We start from the raw sequence: 24,086 nt of genomic DNA on the forward strand, positions 1-24,086 counted from the left end.
TAAGACCCTGTGGGACAACCCGACCACCGGTCATCGAACACCCGCTTCCCGGAGCGCGGCGAGGACGACGTCGGCGGCACGATCGACGTCGGCGGCGTCGAGGTCGGCGCGCATCGTCAGCCGCAGACGCGAGGTACCCGGTGGCACCGACGGCGGTCGGAAGCATCCGACGAACACCCCGCGGGCCCGGCAGGCGGCGGCGGCGGCGAGCGCGGGTTGCGGATCACCGACGATCACCGAGAGCACCGCGGAGGTCTGCGGGATTCCGTGCGGGTCGAGCGGCAGGGCCAGGCCGAGACGACCTGCGATGCGAAGGACGTTGTCGCGCAACCGTAGTGGCATGTCCGGGTCCGTCCGCAGCAATGCCAGGGCGGCCCGGGCGGCACCGACCGCCCCCGGATTGAGGCCGGTGTCGAAGATGAAGGTGCGGGCCCGGTCGATCAGGTGGCCGCGCAGCACCGTCGGTCCGAGCACCACTCCCCCTTGTGCGCCCAGCGATTTCGAGGCGACCGTGGTCACCACGAGATCCGGCGCACCGGAGAGGCCGGCCTCGGCGATGACGCCGCGCCCGCCCGGGCCGCGCACCCCGAGGCCGTGCGCCTCGTCGACCAGCAGCGCCGCGCCGTGCGCTCGTGCGGCGTCGTAGAGTTCGCGCACGGGAGCGGCGGCGCCGTCGACGCTGTAGATCGAGTCGGTGACGACGAGTGCGCGTTCCTCGTCCCGGGCTGCGAGCGCCGCGCGGACCGCGTCGTGATCGCCGCGATCGACGACCACCACACGCGCACGCGACAGCCGGCAGCCGTCGATCAGGGAGGCGTGGGTACCGGTGTCGCTGACGATCAGGTCGCCGCGCCCGACGAGCGCGGTGATCGCCCCGACGTTGGCGAGGTAGCCGGAGGAGAACACCAGAGCCGAAGGGAATCCCAGGAATTCGGCGATCTCGCCTTCGAGGTCGAGGTGCGCCCGGGTGGTGCCCGCGACCAGTCGCGAGGCGGTCGAGCCCGCACCCCACTCGTCGATCGCCGTGCGCGCCGCGGCAAGCACCACCGGATTCCGCGACATCCCCAGGTAGTCGTTCGAGGCGAGATCGAGCAGGCCCGCACCACCGTCGCGGACGACGGGGTCCCGATGCAGCCCGGCCTGCGCGGTGGCCCGCTGGGCCGCATGCAGCCAGTCAAGGGCGGGCCCGGTCGTGCCGATGATCGTGTCCGTGGTGGTCACGACGACACCACCTCTCGGGTTGCGGCGATACTGGCCCGCGCCGCCGATGCCATGCCGCGGGTGATCACGTCGACGTCGTCGTCGGAGCAGAGGAACGGCGGCATGGCATAGATCAGGGTGCGGAACGGTCGCAGCCATGCGCCGGCGTCGAGCGCGGCGGTGGTGGCGGCCGCCATGTCGACCGGTCGGTCGAGTTCGACGACACCGATCGCGCCGAGGACCCGGACGTCGCGGACACCGTCGAGGTGGCGCAGCGGGTCGAGTCCGCGGCGCAGCCCGTCCCGGATGCGGGTGACGTCGTCACGCCACGGGCGCGACGCCAGCAGCTCGGTCGAGGCGACGGCGACCGCGCACGCCAACGGATTGGCCATGAACGTCGGGCCGTGGGCGAGTCCGCCCGCCTCGCCGGAACTGATCACCTCGGCAACCTCCTCGGTGCACAGGGTCGCTGCGAGGGTCAGGTATCCCCCGGTCAACGCCTTGCCGACACACATGATGTCGGGGGCGACACCGGCCTGATCGGCGGCGAACATCGATCCGGTACGACCGAAGCCGGTGGCGATCTCGTCGAAGATCAACAACACGCCATGCTCGTCGCAGATGCGGCGCAGCGCGCGCAGATGCGCCGGGTCGTGGAACCGCATGCCCCCGGCACCCTGGACGATCGGTTCGACGATGATCGCCGCGAGTTCGTCACGATGGGCCGCGACGACGTCGGCGAGGTCGGCGTCGTAGGAGTCGTCGGCGTCCTCCGGCGGCGCGGGCACGAAGATCTGGCGGGCCAGGACGTCGGTCCACATGCTGTGCATGCCGCCGTCGGGGTCGCACACGCTCATCGGGGTGAAGGTGTCGCCGTGGTAGCCGCCGCGCCAGGTGAGCAACCGGGTACGGCCCGGTTCGCCGCGACCGCGCCAGTACTGCAACGCCATCTTGACCGCGACCTCCACCGAGACCGAACCGGAATCGCAGAAGAACACCTTGCGCAGCGGCTCGGGGGTGAGGTCGACGAGCAGCTCGGCGAGTCGCGCCGCGGGCTCGTGGGTGAGTCCGCCGAACATGACGTGCGACATCGAGTCCAGCTGACGCCGCACTGCGGCGTCGAGGACCGGGTGACGATAACCGTGGATGGCCGCCCACCACGAGCTCATCCCGTCGACGACCGTGCGTCCGTCGGCCAGCTCCAGTCGCACGCCGGATGCGCCGGTGACGACGAGCGGCCGGGTCGACGGTGGGAACGCACCGTAGGGATGCCAGATGTGGTCCGCATCGATGCGGCTGATGCTCATCTGATCCACGGGGACGTTCCTTCGATGTGTCGATGCGGGCGACGTGTCGATCCGAGGCCGGCGGCCCACAGGTGCGGGAGGGGGCAGCCTCTCCGTAAGCCTCGCCTGGACACTGTACAGGGCCACCCTGGACGGTGTACAGGACCGCCTCGGCGGTGTCCGGCCTCGTGGCTCTACGCTGTCCGGGTGAGCAACAATCGCGCCGACATCCTCGCCGCCGCCCGCGACGTGCTCACCCGACACAGCCTCGCCGACCTGACCATGCGCCGGCTGGCAACCGAGGTCGGCGTCCGCCCCAACGCCCTGTACTGGCATTTCCCCAACAAGCAGACGCTGTTGGCGGCACTGGCCGACGACATCCTCACCGACATCGCCGAACCCGGTCCGGACCTGCGGTGGGACGAACGCCTCGAGGCACTGGCGACCGGCATGCGCACGGCGCTGCTGGCCGTCCCCGACAGCGCCGAGGTCGTCTCGTCGAGCTGGGCCAGCGCATTATCCGGGCGGGCTGTCGCCGATGACGTGGCCGCTGCCGCCGCACTCGGTGGTCTCGACGAGCACGGGGCCCGCGCGGTCGCGACCGCGATCTGCCAGCTGGTGATCGGACTGACGATCGAGGAACAGACCCGAGCCCAGATGGAACGGCTCGGAGTCATCGAGCCGTCCGACCGGGACTTCGACGAGGAATTCACCGGCGCGCTCGCGGTGATCATCGACGGCGCCCGCAGTCGCGCCCGCGTGGCCGGGCACCTGTAGAACCGTCGACGCCGGTAGCGTCGAAGGTGCGCACACATGTCCTCCCCCGCACGAAAGTCCGACTCCCATCGTGGCCACCACCCAGGCAGTCCGCACCCGGCCCGGGTCGGCGACCCCTGCGGCGCAGTCCTACCGCACCGATCTCGACGGGTTACGGGGCATCGCGATCGCGCTGGTGGCGTGCTTTCACATCTGGTTCGGCCGGGTCTCCGGCGGGGTCGACGTCTTCCTGACACTGTCGGGCTTCTTCTTCATCGGTTCGCTCCTGCGGCACACCATCGCAAGTCAGTCCGGCGAGATCGGCCTTGCCGCGACGATCAACCCGTGGCCCCGTCTGCGCCGACTCCTCCGCCGCCTGCTGCCGGCTCTGCTGACCGTCCTGGGTGCGGTGCTGATCCTGACGGTGCTCCTGCTGCCGCCGACCCGATGGGCCAACATCGGTCGCGAGCTCACGGCAAGTGCCCTGTACTACCAGAACTGGTATCTGGCACTGAACTCGCAGGACTACCTCGCGGCGAGCTCGGCGAACAGTCCCCTGCAACACATCTGGTCGATGTCGGTGCAGGGACAGTTCTTTCTCGCCACGCTCCTGGTCGCGCTGGGCTTCGCCGGGCTGGTCAAGCTCGCCGCGCGGGTGATCGCACCGATCGCCGCACCGCACAGCATCCGCGTGTGCGTAGGGGTGGCGTTGCTCGGCGCGTCGGCCATCTCGTTCTACTGGGCCGACATGCGCATGGGCGTGAACCAGCAGTGGAACTACTTCGACACCCTCTCCCGTCTGTGGGAGCCGCTGGCCGGAGGACTGCTCGCGGTCTGGTTGCCCCGATGGCGTATCCCGAGCGCGGTGCGCACCCTCGCCGGCGCGATCGCGCTCGGACTGATCATCACCTGTGGATGGTGGATCGACGGGGTGGACTCCTACCCCGGCCCGTGGGCGCTGGTTCCGGTCGGGTCCACCCTGATCCTCATCTGGGCGGGCGCGGCCACGCTCGAACAGCGCTCCGGTGCCCGACACGCACGTCCGGTGCATCCGCTGCCGATGATCAGCCGGCTGTTGGCCTCCTCAGTGCCGGTCTCGTTGGGGACCATCGCCTACGCGCTCTATCTGTGGCATTGGCCGCTGCTCATCTTCTTCCTCAACTGGCGCGGGAAAGAGCATGCGTCGTTCCTCGACGGCGCATGCCTGCTGGCGGTCTCGATCGGTCTGGCATGGCTGACCAAGCGTTACATCGAGGACCCGCTGCGCACAGGTACCGCACCCGGTGGCCGGGGCCGAGCAACACGGCGTCTGCCCTCCTACACCGCTGTGCTCACCTCGATCCTCCTCGTGCTCAGCATGTCGGGGGCGGTCGCGATCGGGATGTGGCAACGGCACGTCTCGACGCTGACCGTCGACACCGCCGACCTCGATCCGCGTGACTACCCCGGCGCCCGCGCATTGCTCGACGGTGCGCCGGTGCCGGCACTCGATCCGCAGCCGACGCCGCTCGCCGTCATCGAAGACTTTCCGGAGACCTCGACGGACGGCTACATGAGCAGCTTCGAGGACCCGTCGATCCACGTCGGGGTGTACGGCGACCCGAACGCGCAGCGGACCATCGCACTCGCGGGCGGTTCGCACGCCGAGATGTGGATCAGCGCGCTGCACCTGCTCGGCAAGAGACACCACTTCCGTGTCACCACCTACCTGAAGATGGGGTGCCCGCTCTCGACCGAGGAGCTGCCGTCGATGCAGAACGGCGTGCCGTACCCGCAGTGCCATGACTGGGTGCAGAGGGTGATCCCCCGGATTCTCGCCGATCGCCCCGACGCGGTGTTCACCACCTCGACCCGCCCGGATACCGCAGCTGCCGGCGACGTGTTGCCGGACACGTACGTGCCGGTGTTCGAACGATTCACCGATGCCGGCATCCCCGTTCTCGGTATGCGGGACACGCCGTGGCCGCATGACGCGCGGGGCGCCATCGACACCCCCACCTGCCTCGCCGACGGCGGCAACGGTGAGTCCTGCGGAACCGATCGCGCCTCGGCTCTCGACGCCCGCGACCCGGCAGAGGCGCTCGCCGCCACCGACCCGCTGTTCCACGCCCTCGATCTGTCGGACGGGGTGTGCACTCCCGAACGTTGTCCCGCCATCGTGGGCAACATCATCGTGTACAAGGACTGGCACCACCTCAGCGCCACCTACGTGCGCAGTCTCACCGACGGGCTCGGCGTGCAGCTTCGACGAGCGCTGCCCTGGGCCGGCGGCGTGGGAGGGTGAGGCACCGGAGGTGAGTGGGTTGCTTCCGAGATGAATGCGCGCCGTATCGCGACTACTGTCGGTGCATGACCGACAGAAGGTGGGTATGACCGTACCGCCAACCGCCGATGACGCCCCCGGGACCGAGACCGCTGCCACCGAGACTGCAGGCACCGAGTCGTCTGCCACCGGGAGGGGTACCGCCACCACCGCGGCCCCGCTGAGCAGCAGCACCCGACCGCATCCGAGGGACAGTCTCATCGCCGACGTCGCCCAGGCGGAGGCGATGGTCGAGCCGGAGCCCGCGCCGATTCCGGTGTGGCCCGGTCAGGCGTACCCGCTGGGTGCCACCTACGACGGAGTGGGAACCAACTTCTCCCTGTTCTCCGAGGTCGCCGAGGCGGTGGATCTGTGCCTGATCGATCGCGACGGCAGCGAACGCCGCATCCGCATCGAAGAGGTCGACGGATACTGCTGGCACTGCTACCTGCCCAATGTCGGTCCCGGCCAGTTCTACGGCTACCGCGTCCACGGACCGTACGATCCCGGACGCGGATTACGTTGCGACCCCAGCAAACTGCTTCTCGATCCCTACGGCAAGGCCTATCACGGCGAATTCGACGGTGATGCGTCGCTGTTCTCCTATCCGCTGCCCGACACCACCAACGCCGATGACGCCGGCACCGGGACCGACGAGAGCTCCGACGATGAGGACAGCCCTCTCGACGAAGCGGATACCGCCGAGTTCGAGGCTGCCGAGGTCACCGACACCGACACCACCGTCGATTCGACGGCCGCCGACGAGTCCGACTCTGTGACAACGGGTGCCGTGGCAGTGACCAACGCAGCATCGACAAGTGCAGAGTCGAGCAGTGCGGAGTCGAGCGGGTCGGCAACCGAATCGAGCCCCACCGAGACGGGCGCACTCGGCTCCGCGGGGTCCGATGCAGCAGCGCCGGGTACCGAACAGTCGGGTGGCGAAGGGCCTTCGGACGCCGGTCCGCTGACCGCCGACGACACCACCGACGTCGTGCCGCAGGCCCCGGAGCCGGTCACCGAGCCACAACCGTCGCCGTCGATGCCGCAGCTGGATTCGTTGGGGCACACCATGTTGTCGGTGGTCATCAATCCGTACTTCGATTGGCAGAACGACCACTCGCCCCGACTGCCGTACCACCAGACGGTGATCTACGAGGCCCACGTCAAGGGCATGACGGCCACCCATCCCGACGTCCCGGAGGCGTTGCGCGGCACCTACTCCGGGCTGTGTCATCCGGTGATCATCGATCACCTGAAGTCGTTGGGTGTGACCGCCATCGAGCTGATGCCGGTGCATCAGTTCATGCAGGACTTCGTGCTGCTCGACAAGGGTTTGCGAAACTACTGGGGGTACAACACCTTCGGCTTCTTCGCGCCGCACGTCGAGTATGCGTCGAATCACGACCAGCCCGGGAGCGCGGTCACCGAGTTCAAGGCCATGGTGCGCGCCTTCCACAAGGCGGGTATCGAGGTGATCCTCGATGTGGTCTACAACCACACCGCCGAGGGCAATCACCTCGGGCCGACCGTGGCTTTCCGCGGAATCGACAACGCCGCCTACTACCGTCTCGTGGACGACAATCCCGAGATGTACATGGATTACACCGGGACCGGCAACAGTCTCAACGGCCGCCATCCGCACACCCTGCAGCTGATCATGGATTCGCTGCGCTACTGGGTGCTCGAGATGCACGTCGACGGTTTCCGGTTCGATCTCGCCTCGACGCTGGCCCGCGAACTGCATGACGTGGACCGGCTCTCGGCGTTCTTCGATCTGGTCCAACAGGATCCGGTGGTCAGTCAGGTCAAGCTCATCGCCGAGCCGTGGGACGTCGGCGAAGGCGGGTACCAGGTCGGCAATTTCCCGCCGCTGTGGACCGAATGGAACGGAAAATACCGCGACACCGTGCGGGACTACTGGCGCGGCGAACCGTCCACCCTGGGCGAGTTCGCCTCCCGCCTCACCGGATCGTCGGATCTCTACGAGGCGACCGGCCGGCGCCCGCTCGCGAGCATCAACTTCGTCATCGCCCATGATGGTTTCACTCTGCGTGATCTCGTGTCCTACAACGAGAAACACAACATGGCCAACGGCGAGGACAACCGCGACGGCGAGAGCCACAACCGGTCCTGGAACTGCGGGGTCGAGGGTCCCACCGACGATCCGGAGATCAATGCGCTGCGTGCCCGGCAGCAACGCAACATCCTTGCCACACTGTTCCTCTCGCAGGGCACTCCGATGCTCGCGCACGGGGACGAGATCGGGCGCACACAGTCGGGCAACAACAACGTCTACTGCCAGGATTCCGAGTTGTCCTGGATGGACTGGTCGTTGGCGGAGAAGAACTCCGATCTCCTGGAATTCACCCGCAAGGCCATCGCGCTGCGCACCAAACACCCGGTGTTCCGCCGACGCCGATTCTTCGCGGGCAAGCCCATCCGATGGGGTCAGCAGTACCTCGACATCGCCTGGCTCACCCCCTCGGGCGAGGAGATGACCACCGCCGACTGGGACAGCGGGTTCGGCAAGAGTCTCGCGGTGTTCCTCAACGGCAACGGGATCGGCGAGAAGGACGAGCGCGGCGAGAAGATCGTCGACGACAGCTTCATCATCTGCTTCAACGCCCACTACGAGCCGATCGAGTTCACGCTGCCGGCCATCCTGGAGTCGGGATGGACCGGTGTCCTCGACACCGCCCAACCCACGGGTGACTCCGACATCGAGGACGCCAGTGGCGGCACCACATTCGCGGTTCAGGCCCGCTCACTACTCGTCCTGCGAAAGCAGCACTGACTCGATGGCCGGTACGCACCCGGGCTCGCACACCGGTGACGGTGCGCCGGTCGCCGCCGGCGGCAAACGCCCGGAACCCATCGCCACCTACCGGGTTCAGTTGACCCCGGACTTCGGTTTCGTCGAGGTCATCGGCATCCTCGGGCATCTGGCGGACCTCGGTGTCAGCCACGTCTACCTCTCGCCGATCGGCACCGCGATGCCCGGCTCCACCCACGGCTACGACTGGGTACCCCCGCCACAGGTGTCGCCCGCCCTCGGTGGCCGCGAGGGTCTGGCCGCACTGCGCGCGGCGGCGCGCGCGGTCGGTCTGGGCATCCTCATCGACATCGTCCCCAACCACACCGGAGTGGCCGAGGTCCTGCGCAACCCCTGGTTCGCCGACCTCTTGCGGCACGGCCCCGGTTCACGGTACGCCGGGTACTTCGACGCCGATTTCTCCTCCGACAACGGCAGTGATGGGAAGCTGGCCCTGCCGGTCCTCGCCGCCGACGGTGACCTGGCTCCGCTGACCGTCGACCAGCACGGCATTCTCCGCTATTACGACCACGAATTCCCCACCGCACCGGGAAGTCTCGGCGGGACGGCAACCGATGTCCATGCGCGACAGCACTATCGACTCGTCCCGTGGAACTCCGGGGTCATCGGCTACCGCCGATTCTTCACGGTCAACGAACTCGCCGGACTGCGCCAGGAGGACGACGCCGTCTACGACGCCACCCACGCCTGGATTCGTGAGTTGCTCGACGCCGACCTGATCGACGGTGTCCGCGTCGATCACCCAGACGGGCTGTGGGACCCGATGTCCTATCTCGAGCGATTGCGCGGTGACATCGGTACCGATCGTCTGCTCTACATCGAGAAGATCCTCGCCGCCGACGAGGCCCTCGAGCCGACGTTGCCGGTGGAGGGAACCACCGGCTACGACCAGTTGCGGCTCATCGAGTCGGTGTTCACCGCCCCGTCGGGGATCGTCGAGCTCAGCGAGATCCACGAACACACCACCGGGGTGCCGGCCGACGCCCACTGGCTGCACGACACCGAACGGCAGCGCAAGCTGACCACGCTCGCGCAGATGTTCCCCGCCGAACACCGCAGGCTCGTGCGCGCACTGACCCATTCGGATCCGACCGCCGATTCGGCCGCCCTCACCGACGCGGTCGCCGAGATGATCGCCGATCTCGGTGTCTACCGGGCCGACTATCCGTCGCTGCGATCCCGTCTGCTCGGTGTGGCCGAGGAGATCGCACGCCGTCGACCGGATCTCGCCGACGCCGTCACGCTCATCGTGCGCGCCACCGCCACGCCCGGTGCCCCGACCTCCCGGCTGGCACAGACGTGCGGCGCGGTCACCGCCAAGAGCGTCGAGGACAGTTTGTTCTACCGCACGGCCCGTCTCGTGTCGGCGCAGGAGGTCGGCGGCGACCCGGCCAACCCGGCGCTGTCACTGCGTCATTTCCACGAACTGAACGTCGTCCGGGCGCAGGACTGGCCGCGCGCCATGACGGCCTCCTCGACCCACGACACCAAGCGTGGCGAGGATGTGCGGGCGCGCATCGCGCTGCTCGCGCAAGTCCCCGAGCGGTGGTCGCTGCTGGTCCGCCAGATCTGGGACACCGCTCCGCCACCTGATCATCTGACCGGATACTTCTTGCTGCAGAACGTGATCGGGGTGTGGCCGCTCGACGGGCAGGTCGACGACGAGTTGCGTGATCGCCTGCGCGCCTATGCGCGCAAAGCCGCCCGCGAAGCGGGTGTGCGGACCACGTGGACCGAGGTCGACGAGGCCTTCGAGGATGCGCTCGATGCCTGGATCGGCGCGCTCACCACCGAACCGGTGGCCGGGATGATCGATGACCTGGTCACTCGGATCGGTCCGGCATGGGAACAGGAAGTGTTGGCACGCAAGGCCATCGCACTTCTCGGACCTGGTGTCGGCGACATCTACCAGGGCACCGAGTGGTACGAGGACTCACTGGTCGATCCCGACAATCGTCGACCCGTGGACTTCCGCCGGTCGCTCGATCATCCCAAGACGCGGCTGGTGGCTGCCGCCCTGCGCGTTCGCCGAGAACACCGCCCGGCGTTCGGCCCCGACGGTGACTATCGCCCGCTCCAGGTCGACGGGTCGGCCGCCGACCACGCGATCGCCTTCGGCCGCGGTGTGCGCGGCGAGAGCGATCCGCGGGTGATCGTGGTGACCGCCCGCTTCACCCACAGTCTCGACGACGACCGTGCCGCGACGACCACGCTCGCCCTGCCGCCCGGCACCTGGATCGATGCCGGGTCACGGTCCGAGCACGCCGGGTCGGTCGACCTCGCGGCCCTACGAGCCGCCGGTCCGGTGGCGATCCTGACCCGTTCGGGAATCTGACCGGACCCCGACGACCTCAGCCGCCGGGTGCCGGAGCGGGCGCAGGTGTGGGTACCGGGGCACTCGCCTGCCCTGCGTTCGGCGTGGACGCGCCGCCGGCACCGGCCTCACCGGCATCGGACAGGCCGGCCTGCATGGCGTCGAGATCGGACACGAGCCACTTGCCGTCGACCTTGTCGAGCTTGAGCGAATACATGAACAGCGACGTACCACCTTGCGGCGCAAGAGTACTCGTACCGGTCACCTGTACCACGGCCATGGTTGAGGCGTGGTCGGGGCCGAAGTCGATCACCGACACCTTCTGGACATCGATCTTGGTGTTCTTGACGTTGATCGACTGGATCGCCTTGGTGGTGTCGCCGAGTTGTGATTCGAGGTGTTTGCGGTACTCGCCGGTGGTCAGTGGCCCGACGATGTCCTTCATGTTGGCGACCGTGTCGGCGTTCATGCTGCTGGTCAGCTGTTTGGCGAAGATCGCCGAGGCACTCTTGGCGTCGTCGAAGGCGTTGAGGCGCTGTTGATCGCGGTGGAAGAACCAGCCGAGAAAGCCCACGCCGACGATCGCGGCGACGACCACCAAGGCCACCAGCGATCGCCACAGAGCGCGCGCCGACAGCGTGATCGAGATCTGCTTGCCACGTGCGGGTGTGGCCGCTGCGGACGCACCGCCGGCGGATGCGCCTCGCGCGGAAGCACCTCCGGTGGCGGCGGCAGACGATGCCGTGGGCTCGCCGGAACTCGCCGCATCCGCCCTGTCGGCATCCGCATCCTCCGGATCCGGGCGCCGCGACGATCCGGACCGCGCGTTCTTGGTACGCGGGATCGGCTTCTTGGTCAGCGACGCCTTCGTCGGCGCGGCATCGGAGGCGTCGGTCCCGTCGGCGACGGCTGAGTCCGGTTCGCCGGAATCCTCCACGGCGCCCGGCTCATCCGTCGCCGTGCCTTCTCGGCCGTCATCGGCCGCCTCGTTGCGCACGTCGTCCTGCTCACCTGTCATCGCGTGTTTCCGTTCTCATTCGCCGCCCACTCGGTCCCCACCGATCCGACCCACCCGACTCCCCTCGGCGAGGAGTCGGGTGCGGTGCGAGCCCCCGGAGGGCGGGCGTCACTTGTCCAGCGGAACCGTCCGCGCATTCGGGTCGTAGTTCGGCGGCGGTCCAGCGGTGTCGTCCCCCGGCGGACGGGGTGCGTTCGCCGAGCCACGGATCTGCTGGTTGGGATCCTCGGTGACACAGTACAGATTCGTCGGCACCGACAACTCGAGGATCTTGGTGGGGCGCACCGGGGTGACCGCGTAGTCGCAGTACGGACGCGGGTAGATCGAACCGAACGCCCACCAGGCGCCGTCGTGGAACATGGTGAGGGACTTGATCGACGCGTCCCTGATCGACGGCAGCAGATTGACCACCGCCGGTGCGCGCAGGGCACCCTGGCGGGTCACGTCCAGCAGCTGACCGAGCACATCGGTGATCGGATCCTGGATCTCGTTGATCGAGCCGGACAGGCTGGACAACTGCTGCGGGCCCTTGCCCAGCAACGTGCGCAGCTCACGGTCGGCGGCAACCGCCGCGTTGACCACCGAACTCAACGAGGACACCGTGCCCTGCAGATCGGGCTGGATCTGCGAGGTGGTCTGCAGGATCGTGCCCGTCTCGGAGATCAACTTGGTGGTCTGCGGCAACACGCGGTAGAGGTCGGCGAAGATCGTTCCGCCCGCGTCGAACAGCACGCGCAGGTCGTTGGTGTCGCCCTTGGGATTGAGCGCGACGTCGAGGTTGTCGACGATCGACGCGAGTTTGGCCGGATCGATCTGGTCGATGACGCCGAGCGAGGTCTCGAGCAACTGCGGGAACGGCGTGGTCACCTTGGTCTGGTTCACGTTGATGGTGTCGCCGTCGCGAAGGTAGGGCCCCTCGGCGCTGGGCGGGGAGAAATCAACGTACTGTTCACCCGCGGCCGACAAGCCGAGTGCCGAGACCGTCGTGTTGCGGTTGATGTGCACGTCGTCGTCGACCGACACCACCACCTTCACCGACTGTGGTTGCACCTGAATGGATTTGACGTCGCCGATCGGGACGCCGCGCAGGGTCACCTGCGAGGTGTCCTGCAGGCCACCGGAGATCGGGAAATTGATCGTGAGCGTGTAGTGGCCCTGGAACGGCGCCCACCGCAGCGCGCCGAACGACAAGTAGGCCAGCCCGATGAGCATCACCCCGATCAGCGCCAGGTTGCCCAGCACGATCGAGTGTTTGCGCAGCCACCCCATGAATCCACTCATCCGCAGCACCCCTGGGTCGCAGTCAGCCGGGCCAGCAGTCGGGTCAGCGTCTGCTGCAACGACTCTCCCGCCGCACCGACATCGCCGAGCTCGGGAAGACGGCTGGCCGAATCGAACCCGGCGCCCGGGTTGAGGTAGTACACCTTCGCCGACAACGACGCCGCACTCGAACTGGTCGACTTGGCCCACTTGGGGGTCAACTCGGCGACATTGTCCGACAACGGTCCGAGGATCGTCGCGCCCTGCTTGAGTTCGTCGAGGAGGGTCGCGAGATGACCGGTGAGCTCGACGAAATTCTGTCCGTCGCTGCCGAGGAAATCGTTCGTGGCGGCGGTGACCTGATTGGTCTTGTCGAGCGTGGTCAGGATCGTCTGCATCTCGTCGTTGATGGTGTCGAAGGCGGGCGAGAGCTTGTTGATCGACGCCATGATCTGCGCGCGTCCCGCCGCGAGCTGCCCGGTCAGCACCTGTGTGTTGCGCATCGCGGCGTCGACCTCGGCGGAGTTCTGGTTCAGTTTGCGCAGGGCCGTGGTCAATCCGGCGATGGCACCGTTGAGTTGTTGCGGATCGTCCGGCGAGGTCGACACCGCGGCGCTGAGTTCGGTGATGATCTGCTGGGTGGAACCGAGTGAACCGCTGTCGACGAATCCACTCAGACTGACCAGGAGATCCTCGACGGTCGCCGCAGCCGACCGCGGGCCGGTCAGCGTCTGGCCGTTGGACATGTAGCCGGCGTCGGAATTCGACGGTGGGAGCAACGCGACGAACACGTCACCGAGCGGGGTCGCCTGCCGCAGTTCGGCGCCGGTGCCCTTGGGCACCTTGGCCGAGGTGCTGACATCCATGGTGACGATCGCCTTGTAGTTCTCGGCGCGGATACCGGTGACCTCGCCGACGTCCATGCCGTAGAGCTTCACCTTGGCCCGGGTCGGCAGATTCAGCGCATTGTCGAAACTCGCGTTCAACGTCATGGTGTCGCCGAGATTGCCCGGGGCGGGCAGCGGGATCTGCTCGACGGTCAGACCGGGTATCGCCGAACAACCGGTGACGGCCAACACGGTCGCGACGATCCCAGTCACCACCAGCTTGCGGGTCCATGAAAGAACCGGCGCCAGAAGGCGTCTGGAGAATGATCGGCGAGAGACAGACGGACGAGAGAGGGATGCTGGGCTCATTTTGTCAGGGCCTCCAATGCCGAGAAGACCCCGAGATCGGGCCCGAAGCCCTGGAGCTGACCGGTCTCGCAACCGTTCTTGTGTAGATTGATCGCCTTGCAGAACTGGGACACCAGCTGGGTGTCGAGCAACGACTTGTCCAGCAGCACCTGGGCACGCCAGGCACCCTGTTCGGCGGAGATGGAATTGCTCAGGTTCTGGAAGAGCAGCGGCCCGAGGTCGATGGTCTCGACGACCTGACGTGAGTAGTCGCTCAGGTTCTCCGCGAGTGCGGCCAGTCGCCCGGTGGACGCGCCGATCGTGCCTGCGTTGTTGTGCAGGAACTCCGAGGTGTTGAGCAGTGTCTGATTCAGATCGCCCAGAGTCGCCACCAGACCCGGTGACTGACGTCCGAGCATCTCGCTGACCTGATTGATGGAGTTCGAGAAGTCTTTCATCTTCGGGTAATTCGCGACAAGGGCGGCGGTGAGTTGCTGGACCGACTTGACGATGTCGACGATCGCGTCGCCGTTACCCGACACCACCTGCGAGGCGCTGCCGAGCTGATTGATCGCCTCCTGCAGCCGTTGTCCGTTGTCGCTGGTGATGCCCGAGGTCACGTCCATCAGGTCGGCGACCGGCCCCTCTCCCGGCGCCTGGCCGGAGAGATTGCTGACGAGTTTGTCGACCGCGTCGAACAGGTCACCCACCGACACCGGACTCATGCCCTCGTTGCGCATCACCGCGGCGTCGGTCAGCTTGGGGCCCTTGGAGTATGCCGGGGTCAGCTCGCTGTGCCGGGTGGTGACGATCGAGGTGTTGACGATGGCTGCGGTCGCGTCGACCGGAACGGGCACGTTCTTGTCGATGGTGAATTTCACCATGACCCGGTTACCCTGCTCCTCGATCTTGGTGACCTGACCGACCGGCATACCCAGTACCGCAACGTCATTGGTGGTGTAGAGGCCCGCGGTGTTCGGGAAGAACGCGGTGACCTCGATGGCCTGACCGGTCGCGGTCTTCCAGCCGGCCGGGATCAGCGAACACCCCGAGAGCACACCGACGGCGAGCACGATCAGCCCCGCGAGGATCATCGACCGCCGCGTGACCTTCCGAGAAACCATGTGCGCGTTCAGCATCCGTCCACCACCCGTGCCGTGCAGAGCCAGTTGTCGGGGAAGATGCCCCACGGCAGGTAGCCGTTGGCGTACGGACCGTCGCCGAGGATGTTGTTGGTCAGGCGCGCGGTGACCGGCAGGACCTCGAGCATCTTGCGGAGGTTGTCGCGGTTCTTCTCCAGACCCTGGGTGATGGTGTTCAGGTTGGCCATGATCGGGGCGAACTGGTCGGCGTCCTCGGAGGCGACGAGTTGGGCCTGTTCGGTGATCTGCGCGACGCCGTCGAGCAGCCGGGTCACCAGGGCTTCGCGGGCGACGATCTTGTTCGCCAGTTGTGCTCCCTGACCGACGATGATCGCCAGCTGCGCCGAATTGTCCTGCACGATGGCGGTCACCGACTTGGTGTCACTGATCAGCTGATTGATCTGATCGCGACGGTCGGTGATGATCTCCGACATCTGCGTCAGCGAGTCGAGCGTCGGTTTGGTGACCGCGGGCGCCCCGGCGAGTTGTTGGTTCAACGTTCGGATGCTCTGGCCGAGGTCCTCGTCGTTGATGCCCTGCAGGATGGGCGTGCCCTTCTCGATGGTCTTCTGCAGATCGTAGGGAACCCTGGTCTCGGTGATCACGTTGTTGGCCGCCGGATCGGGCGAATTGCCCAGCGAGATATCGATGTAGCGCTGGCCGAGCAGGGTCGAGAGTTTGATCTCGGCCGAACCGTTGGCGGTGACGTCGACGTCCTTGTCGACCTTCATGGTGATGTGGATGTGGTTGCCCTGCAGTTCGGTCGAGCCGACCTCACCGACGTCGATGCCGGCCACCCGGACCTTGTCGCCCGGTCGCACGCCACCGGCCTGGGCGAAGTCCGCCGAATAGGTTTTCTTGCCGATGTCGGCCTTGCCGATTCCGGTGATACCCAGGACGAGCAGCACGATGACCACCGTGCCGGCCAACCCGTACCAGAGGAGTCGGTGGTCGTCGAAGCTCCGACGCATGCGGCTTCTCATCGGCACACCACCGAGTGGTTGGTGCCACCGATCTTGTTGATGATCCCCGGCGGGAACAACACATCACCGATCGCGATGTCGAGGTCGCAGGCGTAGATGTTCAGGTAGGCCCCCTGGCCGAGCACGAGCGGGAAGTGTCCGAGGAAGATCGGCAGGTTCTTGGCCATCCCGTCGAGTTTGGAGCCGTTGCCGATCAGAATCCTGGTCGCCTGGTTGGCCGAGGTGGCCGCGTCGGCGAGATTCCCCCGGGATTGGGTGAGGACGTCGGCGAATCCCGCTGCGGTGTTTCCGATCTGGGTGACGGCGGTACCGAAGGCCGCCGAATTCGCGTTCAGGTTCTTGATGACGTCGGAAACGCTGTCGACGAGAGTGCCGATCTGGTCGCCCTGCCGCGACAGGTCACGCAGCACCCCGCTGAGATTGTCGATGATCGCCCCGATCACCACGTCCCGGTTGGACATGTCGGAGGCGAACTTGCCGACCTGGGCGACGGTGTTGGACAACGACACCGTGTCGCCCTGGAACGCCTGGACCAGACCGTTGGAGAGATTGTTGACCTGCTCGGGGGTCAAGGTGTCGAAGACCGGCTGGAATCCGGCGAGCAGTTTGGTCACGTCGAAGGAGTCCTCCGAGGGCTCCTTGAGCGTCGACCCGACCGAGAGTGGTTGCGGGGTCCCGTCGGCGAGGGACAGCGCGAGATACCGCTGGCCGATCAGGTTCTGGTACCGGATCGCGGCCTGCGTGGTGGTGTACATCGGCTGGTTGTCCTGCACCTCGAAGGTGACCTTGGCGCGGCCGTCGACGAGATCGATCGAATCGACGCGACCCACCCGCACACCGGCCATACGGACGTCGTCGCCCTTGGCCAGACCCGAGGCGTCGGTGAAAAACGTGCTGAAGTTGTTGGTACTGCCCGACACCGATCGTTCCAGCGTCGAATAGATGATGTAGGTCAGCAGCAACGCGACGACCGCGAACAGCGCGAACCCGATCAGCGGTTTGCGGATACTCGACTGCGCGGCGCTCATCGTCCCCCTCCCGAGGTGCCGGTCTGGGTCGAACCGGTTTGGGTCGAGACCGACTGCACCAGCGGGCCGAGCATCAAGGTGTCGGCCGCACTGGGCGCACGATCGAGTGCGGCGGTCAGCGTCAGGTTGTCGGCGCCGGTGGTGACCATGCCCGCCGGCGACATCCGGCGCATCCCGTCGGACGGATAGATCATCAGCGGACCCGAACTCGTCGGTCCGGTGCCGGTGCCCGGACCGACACACCCGGGACCGCGCAGCTGACCGTAGGGCCCACCGTTGTACACGGGACAGTTCTGGCGGGTATAGCGCTGGAAGGCACTGAAACTCACGCCGATGTTGAGCTGCGCGTGCCCGTTGACACCGGTGAACACCGTGAGGACCTTGGCCGCGAGATTGTTCAGTGCACTCAGCGCCTGCGGCAACGCATTCGGCTCGTAGACCGCCGCACCGAGCAGGGTGTTGGTGTCGGCGACGATGCGCTTGCCGCCGTCACCGTTGGCCGCGAACAGTGCCTGCACCTCGTCGGTCAGGCCCTGCGCCGCCGAGAGCAACGTAGTCAGGTCGTCCCGCGACTGCGCGATGGTCATCGCCGGGATCACGCTGCGGCCCAACGTATCCAACAGCTGCGGCGCGGATCGCGACAGGCCCTGTACGGACTGGTTGAAGTTGTCGAATCCGGACGGCGCACCCGGGGGGAACTGCGCGTTGATGGTGTCGAAATAGTTCTGCAGGACGCCGACGAACAGACCGAAAGTGGTCCCGCCGCCGCGCAGCGCGTCGGCGATGGTGCCGAGGACACCGGCGAGTTGCTCCGGTGGCACCGCCTGCAACAGCGTCCGCAGCTGGTTCTGCGCGTCCTGCAGTTTGATCGTCTGTAGCGATCGGTCGGCAGGGATGGACGCTCCCGCCGAGAGATGGTCGGCAGACGGATGGTCCGGTTGCACCAGCTCGACCGCGTTCACACCGAAGAGGTTGGAGGGCACCGTGCGCGCGGTGACGTTGGCCGGGATGCCCTCGGACTGTGCCGGGGTGATGTCCATGTCGACCTGGCGCAGGTTCACCCCGGACTGGCCCGGCTCGTCGGTGAGAGCGACGTTCTTGACCGACCCGACGATGAGGCCGTTGTAGCGGACATCGGCACCCGAGGTCAGGCCGTCACCGACGTCGGTGAGTTTGGCGTTGACCGCGACGGTGGAGCTGAACACGCCCTCGTACCGCATGAACAGCAGCACGAACAGGATCACCAACACGATCAGGAATGCACTGCCGCGCAACACATATTGCACCAGCGAAGGGTTACGGCCGTCGGTGGCTATCAGCATGGCTGCCCCTCACCCCGAGATCTTGATGCCGGGCGATGTTCCCCAGAACACCAGCGTCATGACCAGATTCGCGAAGACGATGACGATGATCGCCAGCCGGATCGCGTGTCCGGCGGCCACCCCGACGCCTTCCGGACCGCCGGAGGCGAAATACCCGTAGTAGCACTGGATGAACGTGGTCAACAGCACGAAGATGATGACCTTGATGAACGAGTACACCATGTCACTCGAGACCAGGAAGGCGTTGAAATAGGCGAGGTAGTTTCCCGGCCCCTGCCCACTCTGGACCTGGAACATAACTTGGCACGCAAGGTAATTCGCGGCCAACGAGACCGAGTACAGCGGTACGATCGCCAGCACCGCCGCCGACATCCGGGTGGTCACCAGATACGGCAGGGGCCGGATCGCGATGGATTCCAGCGCGTCGATCTCCTCACTGATCCGCATCGACCCGAGCTGTGCGGTGAAGCGGCAACCCGACTGCGCGGTGAACGCGGTCGCCGCCAGCAGCGGCGCGATCTCGCGGGTCGTCGCGAATGCCGACAGACCACCGGTCACCGGTGACATCCCGAGGAGATTCAGTGCGGTGTAACCCTCGATACCGACCGTCGCGCCGCCCATGACGCCGAGGATCACCATGACGCCGACGGTGCCGCCGCCGACCACGATCGCGCCATTACCCCACGCCACGTCGGCGAGCAGACGCCAGACCTCTTTGCGGTAGTGGGTGAACGCGATGGGCACCGCACCGATCGACCGCACCAGGAAGGTGATGAGGTGCCCCATGCGTGCCAGCGCGTCACGCGGCCCGCGGTAGACACCCTTGGCGGCCTCGACGGGCCGGAGTACGGGCGGGACGTACCGGGATGCGGCCATCTCACACCACCTTTGCCGGGACGACGATGGCGAACAACTGGGTGAGCACCACGTTGACGGTGAACAACAGCAGCACCGAATTGACCACGGCGGCATTCACCGAGTTGGCGACACCGGCGGGCCCGCCCTTGGTGTTGAGTCCGCGGTCACAGGCCACGATCGCCACGATCGCGCCGAAGATGACCGATTTGATCAAGGCGAACAACAGGTCCGACACCGAGGCGAACGAGGCGAAGGTGCCGGTGTAGCTACCGGGGGTGCCGCCCTGGAAATAAACGTTGAAGGCGTAACCGGTGATGAAGCCGACGAAACACACGAAACCGCAGAGCAGGAAACTGACGACCATGGTCGCGAGCAGGCGCGGCGAGATCAGTCGCTGCACGGGGTTCACACCCATCACGCGCATCGCGTCGATCTCGTCGCGGATGGTCCGGGAGCCGAGGTCGGCGGCAATCGCCGAACCGACCGCACCGGCGAGCAACAGCGAGGTGACCAACGGGGCGCCCTGCCGGATGACGCCGAGTCCGGTGGCGGCACCGGAGAACGACGTCGCACCGATCTGCCCGGCGATGTTGGACACCTGGATCGAGACGATCACGCCGATCGGGATGGCGACCAGGAAGGTCGGGAACACCGAGGTGCTCGACATGAAGGCGCACTGGCGGATGAACTCACCGAACGGGAAGCGGCGCTTGAGGATGTCCTCGATGAGGACCTTGAACACCTCGACGAACATCGCGAGCTGACGACCGAAGGTCTCGAAACTCGCCACGATGTGTTCGCGAAACCACTTGCGCACTCCCCCGGGCTTGCGCGTCCCTGTTGCCTCGTCTTCCGAAGCCACTGCGTCAGTGCTGCTCAACACCCATCCCTGCGTCGTACGTCATCCGTCGCGTGCCCCCCTGGCAGGCCTGGCCCGCAGTAATATACAGCACCGCCGAACGGGTCGTATGCCGCGGGTCACACCTGGCGTGGCCTGCGGCCTCGCACCTCACGCAATACGGTGAGGTGTGTGGACGAGCCTCAGGATGGTCCCCCCGATGTGGAGGGCCACGCATGTGTGGGTGCCGACACAGTAACTTGGTCACGCGTCCAAGGTGAGGAGAAACACGGGAATCGTTCCAACGGAATCGACGCGACTCCCTTCCTACCGCCTCGCGGCCTGGCCGACCTCCGGGTCTGGGCGCCCGCGGCGACACGGATGCGCACCCGGGTCGTCACTCCGACCGGCACACGTGATCTGCCGATGATCGGCACCGACGCACCCGGGTGGTACCGGATCGACCCGGCCGTACTGACCACGGCGCTCGGCGAACTCGGACACACCGATCCCGTGTGCCTGCGGTACGGATTCCTCATCGACGACGAGGAGCGCGCGCTGCCCGACCCGAGGTCGGTACGTCTGCCCGACGGCGTCCACGGCCTCTCCGCGTTCCATGTGGTCGACCCGTCGATCTGGCACGACGCGCAGTGGACCGGTCGCGACATCCGCGGTGCCGTGCTCTACGAGCTCCACATCGGCACCTTCACCCCCGAGGGGACCCTCGACTCGGCCATCGGGCACCTCGACGACCTGGTGGAGCTCGGCGTCGATGCGGTGGAGGTCATGCCGCTCAACGCCTTCAACGGTGAGTACAACTGGGGCTACGACGGCGTCGGCTGGTATGCGGTGCACGAACCGTACGGCGGCCCGGATGCCTTCGCCCGCTTCGTCGACGCCTGTCACGTCCGGGGGCTGGCCGTGGTCCTCGACGTCGTCTACAACCACCTCGGGCCGTCGGGCAATTACCTCCCCGATTTCGGGCCGTACCTCGGTGCCGGTTCGACCGGCTGGGGTGCGTCGCTGAACCTCGACGGTCCGTCCTCCGACGAGGTGCGCACCTACATCCTGCAGAACGCGCTGCGCTGGTTCACCGAATTCCACGTCGACGCACTGCGGTTGGACGCGGTACACGCCCTCGTCGATCACCGCGCCTATCCGCTGCTCGAAGCCCTCGCGGTCGGTGCCGACGCACTGTCGGATTCGCTGGGCCGTCCCTGCTCCCTCATCGCCGAGTCCGACCTCAACGATCCGCGACTGATCCTGCCCAGAACGGTCAACGGCCATGGTCTGACCGCTCAATGGGACGACGACATCCATCACGCGATCCACACCGCCGTCTCGGGCGAACGACAGGGCTACTACGCGGATTTCGGCAGTCTCGAGTGTCTGTCAAAGGTGTTGCGCGGCGGCTTCTTCCACGACGGGACGTACTCCTCCTTCCGCGGCCGACACCACGGTAGACCGATCCCGGAGACGGTCCCGACCACCGCGCTGGTGGCCTACACCTGCGACCACGATCAAATCGGCAACCGGGCGATCGGTGATCGGCCGAGCCACTACCTCGACCACGGCCGGCTCGCGATCAAGGCGGCGCTGGTGCTGTTGTCGCCGTTCACCCCGATGCTGTTCATGGGTGAGGAGTGGGCCGCCGGTACGCCATTCGCGTTCTTCACCTCCCATCCCGAACCCGAGCTCGCCGAGGCCACCCGCAACGGCCGCAAGGCCGAATTCGCGGACCACGGTTGGGATACCGACGACATCCCCGACCCGCAGGATCCGGAGACGTTTCTGCGCTCCAAACTGGACTGGTCGGAACCCGACACGCCGGAACACTCCCGGGTTCGGGACTTCTACCGCGACCTGATCGCGCTGCGCAAGTCCACAGATGCCTTCTCCCGCAGCGATTTCGAATCCATCGACACCGACCACGACGACACCGGGGGATGGTTCGCGATGCACCGCGGCGATGACGCGTCCGAGGCGCAGTGGTCGGTCGTCTGCGTGCTGGCCGACGAGCCGCTCACCGTGCCCATAGACCTCGAGCCGGTGTTGTGGTGGGAGCCGGTGGAATCGGTCGACGACGGGATACGCAGCCCCGGCCACAACGTGGTGATCGGCCGCCGCCGCTCATAACCGTCACCCGTGATCGGCCGAGATCTCGTAGCCGTCACGGTCAGGTCAGGTACTGATATGCACTGTCAGGTCAGATACTGATATGCCGGCGAATCCGGTTCGAGCCGTTCACAATTGAGTCGCGAGTGATCCATCCGGTCCATCAGGCCGGCGAGTCCGTCGCGGTCCCCGAGCTCGATACCGACGAGTGCCGCGCCGGTCTCGCGATTGTTGCGCTTGACGTACTCGAACAGGGTGATGTCGTCGTCGGGTCCGAGGACCTCGTCGAGGAAACGCCGAAGCGCCCCCGGCTCCTGCGGGAAGTCGACGAGGAAGTAGTGCTTGAGCCCCTGGTGGACCAGCGAGCGTTCGATGATCTCGCCGTAGCGGGAGACATCGTTGTTGCCGCCGGAGACCAGGCACACCACGACGGCGTCGTCGGGCAGCTTCAGCTGCGAGAGGCCGGTCACCGCGAGTGCTCCGGCCGGCTCGGCGATGATGCCCTCGTTCTGATAGAGCTCGAGCATCGTCGTGCAGATCGCGCCCTCGTCGACGTGGGTGATGTGTGCCGATCCCGCGGGCAACGACACCGGCTCGTCGGGCAGTATCCGAACCGGAGTGTGCGCCGTGGTCTCTGCGCGGACCTCGTCGAGGACCGGGTGGGCGGTGACCGATGCGTCGAGATCGGCCATCGCGCGGTGCCCGAGCGCGCCGATGCGTTTGACGGCCGCACCGTCGACGAACGGGTCGATCCGATCGAGCGTCACCGGTCCGCCGGCGACCAGGGCGGCGGCGAGGGAGATGGCACCGGTCGGCTCGACCCCGACGATGACGGTCTCGCGCGAGACCGAACGGAAGTAGGTGGCCATCCCGGCCAGACAACCACCACCACCGACGGGTGCGACGACGACATCCGGTGCGCGGCCGAGTTGATCGACGACCTCCCGGGCGATCGTGCCCTGACCCGCGGCGGTCCGCGGATCGTCGAAGGCATGAATCCAGGCCGCACCGGTACGCAGGACGTCGGCCTGGGCGGCGGCCGCGGCCGCGTCGTAGGTGTCGCCGACCGCCAATAGCTCTACGTAATCGCCGCCGTGCCAACGAATCCGGTCGCGCTTCTGTTTCGGGGTGGTGGTCGGCACGTAGATACGGCCGGGCGTCTGCATGGTGCGGCAGGCGTAGGCCACCCCCTGGGCGTGGTTGCCCGCGCTCGCGGCAACCACCCCGCGCGACCGCTCCTGTGGGGACAGTTGCGCCATCACGTTGTAGGCACCGCGGATCTTGTAGGACCGGACGGTCTGTAGATCCTCGCGCTTGAGGTAGACCTGCGCGCCGACATCACGGCTGATCCGCGGGGCCGCCTCGAGCGGGGTGTGGGCGACCGCGGGCTCGATGCGTGCGGCGGCCGCGTCGATCGCCGCGGCCGACAAACCCGGCCCCGACTGCTGCAGCGACTCATTGACGTGCGGTGTGCTCACGGCACCCATGGTCTCACCGGCAGCGCTGTCCGGACCGCGCGGGGCGGACGCTCGACGGCCCGCCGGGCACCGGCCCCATGGCCCCGCCGGGCAATTGCCTGCGCCGGGCCGCAGCACGCGCCTAGACTCGGCGAGAACGCATCCACCACATGGTCGTCGGCGCGTATCGGCAGGGGGC

General features: G+C 66.9%; 17 protein-coding genes. 5 read left to right on the forward strand and 12 right to left on the reverse strand.

Features of this window, described 5'->3' with window-relative positions; translation table 11 throughout:
* Positions 1 to 30: 30 nt before the first annotated feature.
* Positions 31 to 1,221: an 8-amino-7-oxononanoate synthase gene (locus B1964_RS13120; protein ID WP_079930072.1), complete on the reverse strand. Its 1,191-nt coding sequence runs from the start codon at positions 1,219 to 1,221 to the stop codon at positions 31 to 33.
* Entirely contained in the window at positions 1,218 to 2,516 is a 1,299-nt protein-coding gene (locus tag B1964_RS13125; RefSeq protein WP_079930074.1) for an adenosylmethionine--8-amino-7-oxononanoate transaminase, read from the reverse strand. The genes B1964_RS13120 and B1964_RS13125 overlap by 4 nt, the downstream gene beginning before the upstream one ends.
* A gap of 177 nt (positions 2,517 to 2,693) precedes the next feature.
* Between B1964_RS13125 and B1964_RS13130 the strand changes: the two genes are divergently transcribed.
* From B1964_RS13130 to treY, 4 genes are all read left to right on the forward strand, one after another.
* Complete coding sequence (locus B1964_RS13130; RefSeq protein ID WP_020170949.1) at positions 2,694 to 3,263, forward strand: TetR family transcriptional regulator; 570 nt, start codon at positions 2,694 to 2,696, stop codon at positions 3,261 to 3,263.
* A gap of 70 nt (positions 3,264 to 3,333) precedes the next feature.
* Positions 3,334 to 5,526, forward strand: a complete 2,193-nt coding sequence (locus B1964_RS13135; RefSeq protein WP_079930075.1) for an acyltransferase family protein — start codon at positions 3,334 to 3,336, stop codon at positions 5,524 to 5,526.
* 85 nt (positions 5,527 to 5,611) lie between these two features.
* Entirely contained in the window at positions 5,612 to 8,338 is a 2,727-nt protein-coding gene (gene glgX, locus B1964_RS13140) for a glycogen debranching protein GlgX (RefSeq protein ID WP_079930076.1), read from the forward strand.
* Positions 8,339 to 8,342: 4 nt separating this feature from the next.
* Positions 8,343 to 10,712 (forward strand): malto-oligosyltrehalose synthase, encoded by a 2,370-nt coding sequence (gene treY, locus B1964_RS13145; protein ID WP_079930077.1) that lies wholly within the window; start codon positions 8,343 to 8,345, stop codon positions 10,710 to 10,712.
* A gap of 16 nt (positions 10,713 to 10,728) precedes the next feature.
* Here treY and B1964_RS13150 read toward each other — a convergent pair whose 3' ends face one another.
* The 9 genes from B1964_RS13150 to B1964_RS13190 all read right to left on the reverse strand — a co-directional run bounded on the left by B1964_RS13150 (position 10,729) and on the right by B1964_RS13190 (position 20,294).
* A complete protein-coding gene (locus B1964_RS13150) occupies positions 10,729 to 11,709 on the reverse strand; it encodes a hypothetical protein (RefSeq protein ID WP_079930078.1) in 981 nt (326 codons plus the stop codon).
* 108 nt (positions 11,710 to 11,817) lie between these two features.
* Positions 11,818 to 12,990 (reverse strand): MCE family protein, encoded by a 1,173-nt coding sequence (locus B1964_RS13155; protein WP_014360325.1) that lies wholly within the window; start codon positions 12,988 to 12,990, stop codon positions 11,818 to 11,820.
* Entirely contained in the window at positions 12,987 to 14,072 is a 1,086-nt protein-coding gene (locus B1964_RS13160) for an MlaD family protein (RefSeq protein ID WP_079930079.1), read from the reverse strand. The genes B1964_RS13155 and B1964_RS13160 overlap by 4 nt, the downstream gene beginning before the upstream one ends.
* Positions 14,073 to 14,161: 89 nt before the next feature.
* Positions 14,162 to 15,283 (reverse strand): MCE family protein, encoded by a 1,122-nt coding sequence (locus B1964_RS13165; protein ID WP_079930080.1) that lies wholly within the window; start codon positions 15,281 to 15,283, stop codon positions 14,162 to 14,164.
* On the reverse strand, positions 15,277 to 16,257 hold the full coding sequence (locus B1964_RS13170; protein ID WP_079930081.1) for an MCE family protein: 981 nt from the start codon (positions 16,255 to 16,257) through the stop codon (positions 15,277 to 15,279). Before B1964_RS13170 ends, B1964_RS13165 begins: the two co-directional genes overlap by 7 nt.
* A gap of 8 nt (positions 16,258 to 16,265) precedes the next feature.
* Positions 16,266 to 17,297 carry an MCE family protein gene (locus B1964_RS13175; RefSeq protein ID WP_079930082.1) on the reverse strand — a complete coding sequence of 344 codons (1,032 nt, stop codon included), beginning with the start codon at positions 17,295 to 17,297 and terminating at the stop codon, positions 16,266 to 16,268.
* Positions 17,294 to 18,619 carry an MlaD family protein gene (locus B1964_RS13180; protein ID WP_079930083.1) on the reverse strand — a complete coding sequence of 442 codons (1,326 nt, stop codon included), beginning with the start codon at positions 18,617 to 18,619 and terminating at the stop codon, positions 17,294 to 17,296. The genes B1964_RS13175 and B1964_RS13180 overlap by 4 nt, the downstream gene beginning before the upstream one ends.
* Positions 18,620 to 18,628: 9 nt before the next feature.
* The gene (locus B1964_RS13185) at positions 18,629 to 19,495 is read right to left on the reverse strand and encodes an ABC transporter permease (RefSeq protein WP_006370474.1); all 867 of its coding nucleotides are present in this window, start codon (positions 19,493 to 19,495) and stop codon (positions 18,629 to 18,631) included.
* Position 19,496: 1 nt separating this feature from the next.
* The gene (locus B1964_RS13190; RefSeq protein ID WP_014360331.1) at positions 19,497 to 20,294 is read right to left on the reverse strand and encodes an ABC transporter permease; all 798 of its coding nucleotides are present in this window, start codon (positions 20,292 to 20,294) and stop codon (positions 19,497 to 19,499) included.
* A gap of 363 nt (positions 20,295 to 20,657) precedes the next feature.
* Between B1964_RS13190 and treZ the strand changes: the two genes are divergently transcribed.
* Positions 20,658 to 22,451 carry a malto-oligosyltrehalose trehalohydrolase gene (treZ, locus tag B1964_RS13195; RefSeq protein ID WP_079930089.1) on the forward strand — a complete coding sequence of 598 codons (1,794 nt, stop codon included), beginning with the start codon at positions 20,658 to 20,660 and terminating at the stop codon, positions 22,449 to 22,451.
* A 65-nt stretch (positions 22,452 to 22,516) separates the two neighbouring features.
* Here the strand turns inward: treZ and ilvA are convergent, their stop codons facing one another.
* On the reverse strand, positions 22,517 to 23,917 hold the full coding sequence (gene ilvA / locus B1964_RS13200) for a threonine ammonia-lyase IlvA (RefSeq protein WP_006370477.1): 1,401 nt from the start codon (positions 23,915 to 23,917) through the stop codon (positions 22,517 to 22,519).
* Positions 23,918 to 24,086 lie beyond the last annotated feature (169 nt).

The sequence above is a fragment of the Gordonia sp. i37 genome (assembly GCF_002043085.1).
In the GTDB taxonomy this organism is placed as follows: Bacteria; Actinomycetota; Actinomycetes; order Mycobacteriales; family Mycobacteriaceae; genus Gordonia; species Gordonia polyisoprenivorans.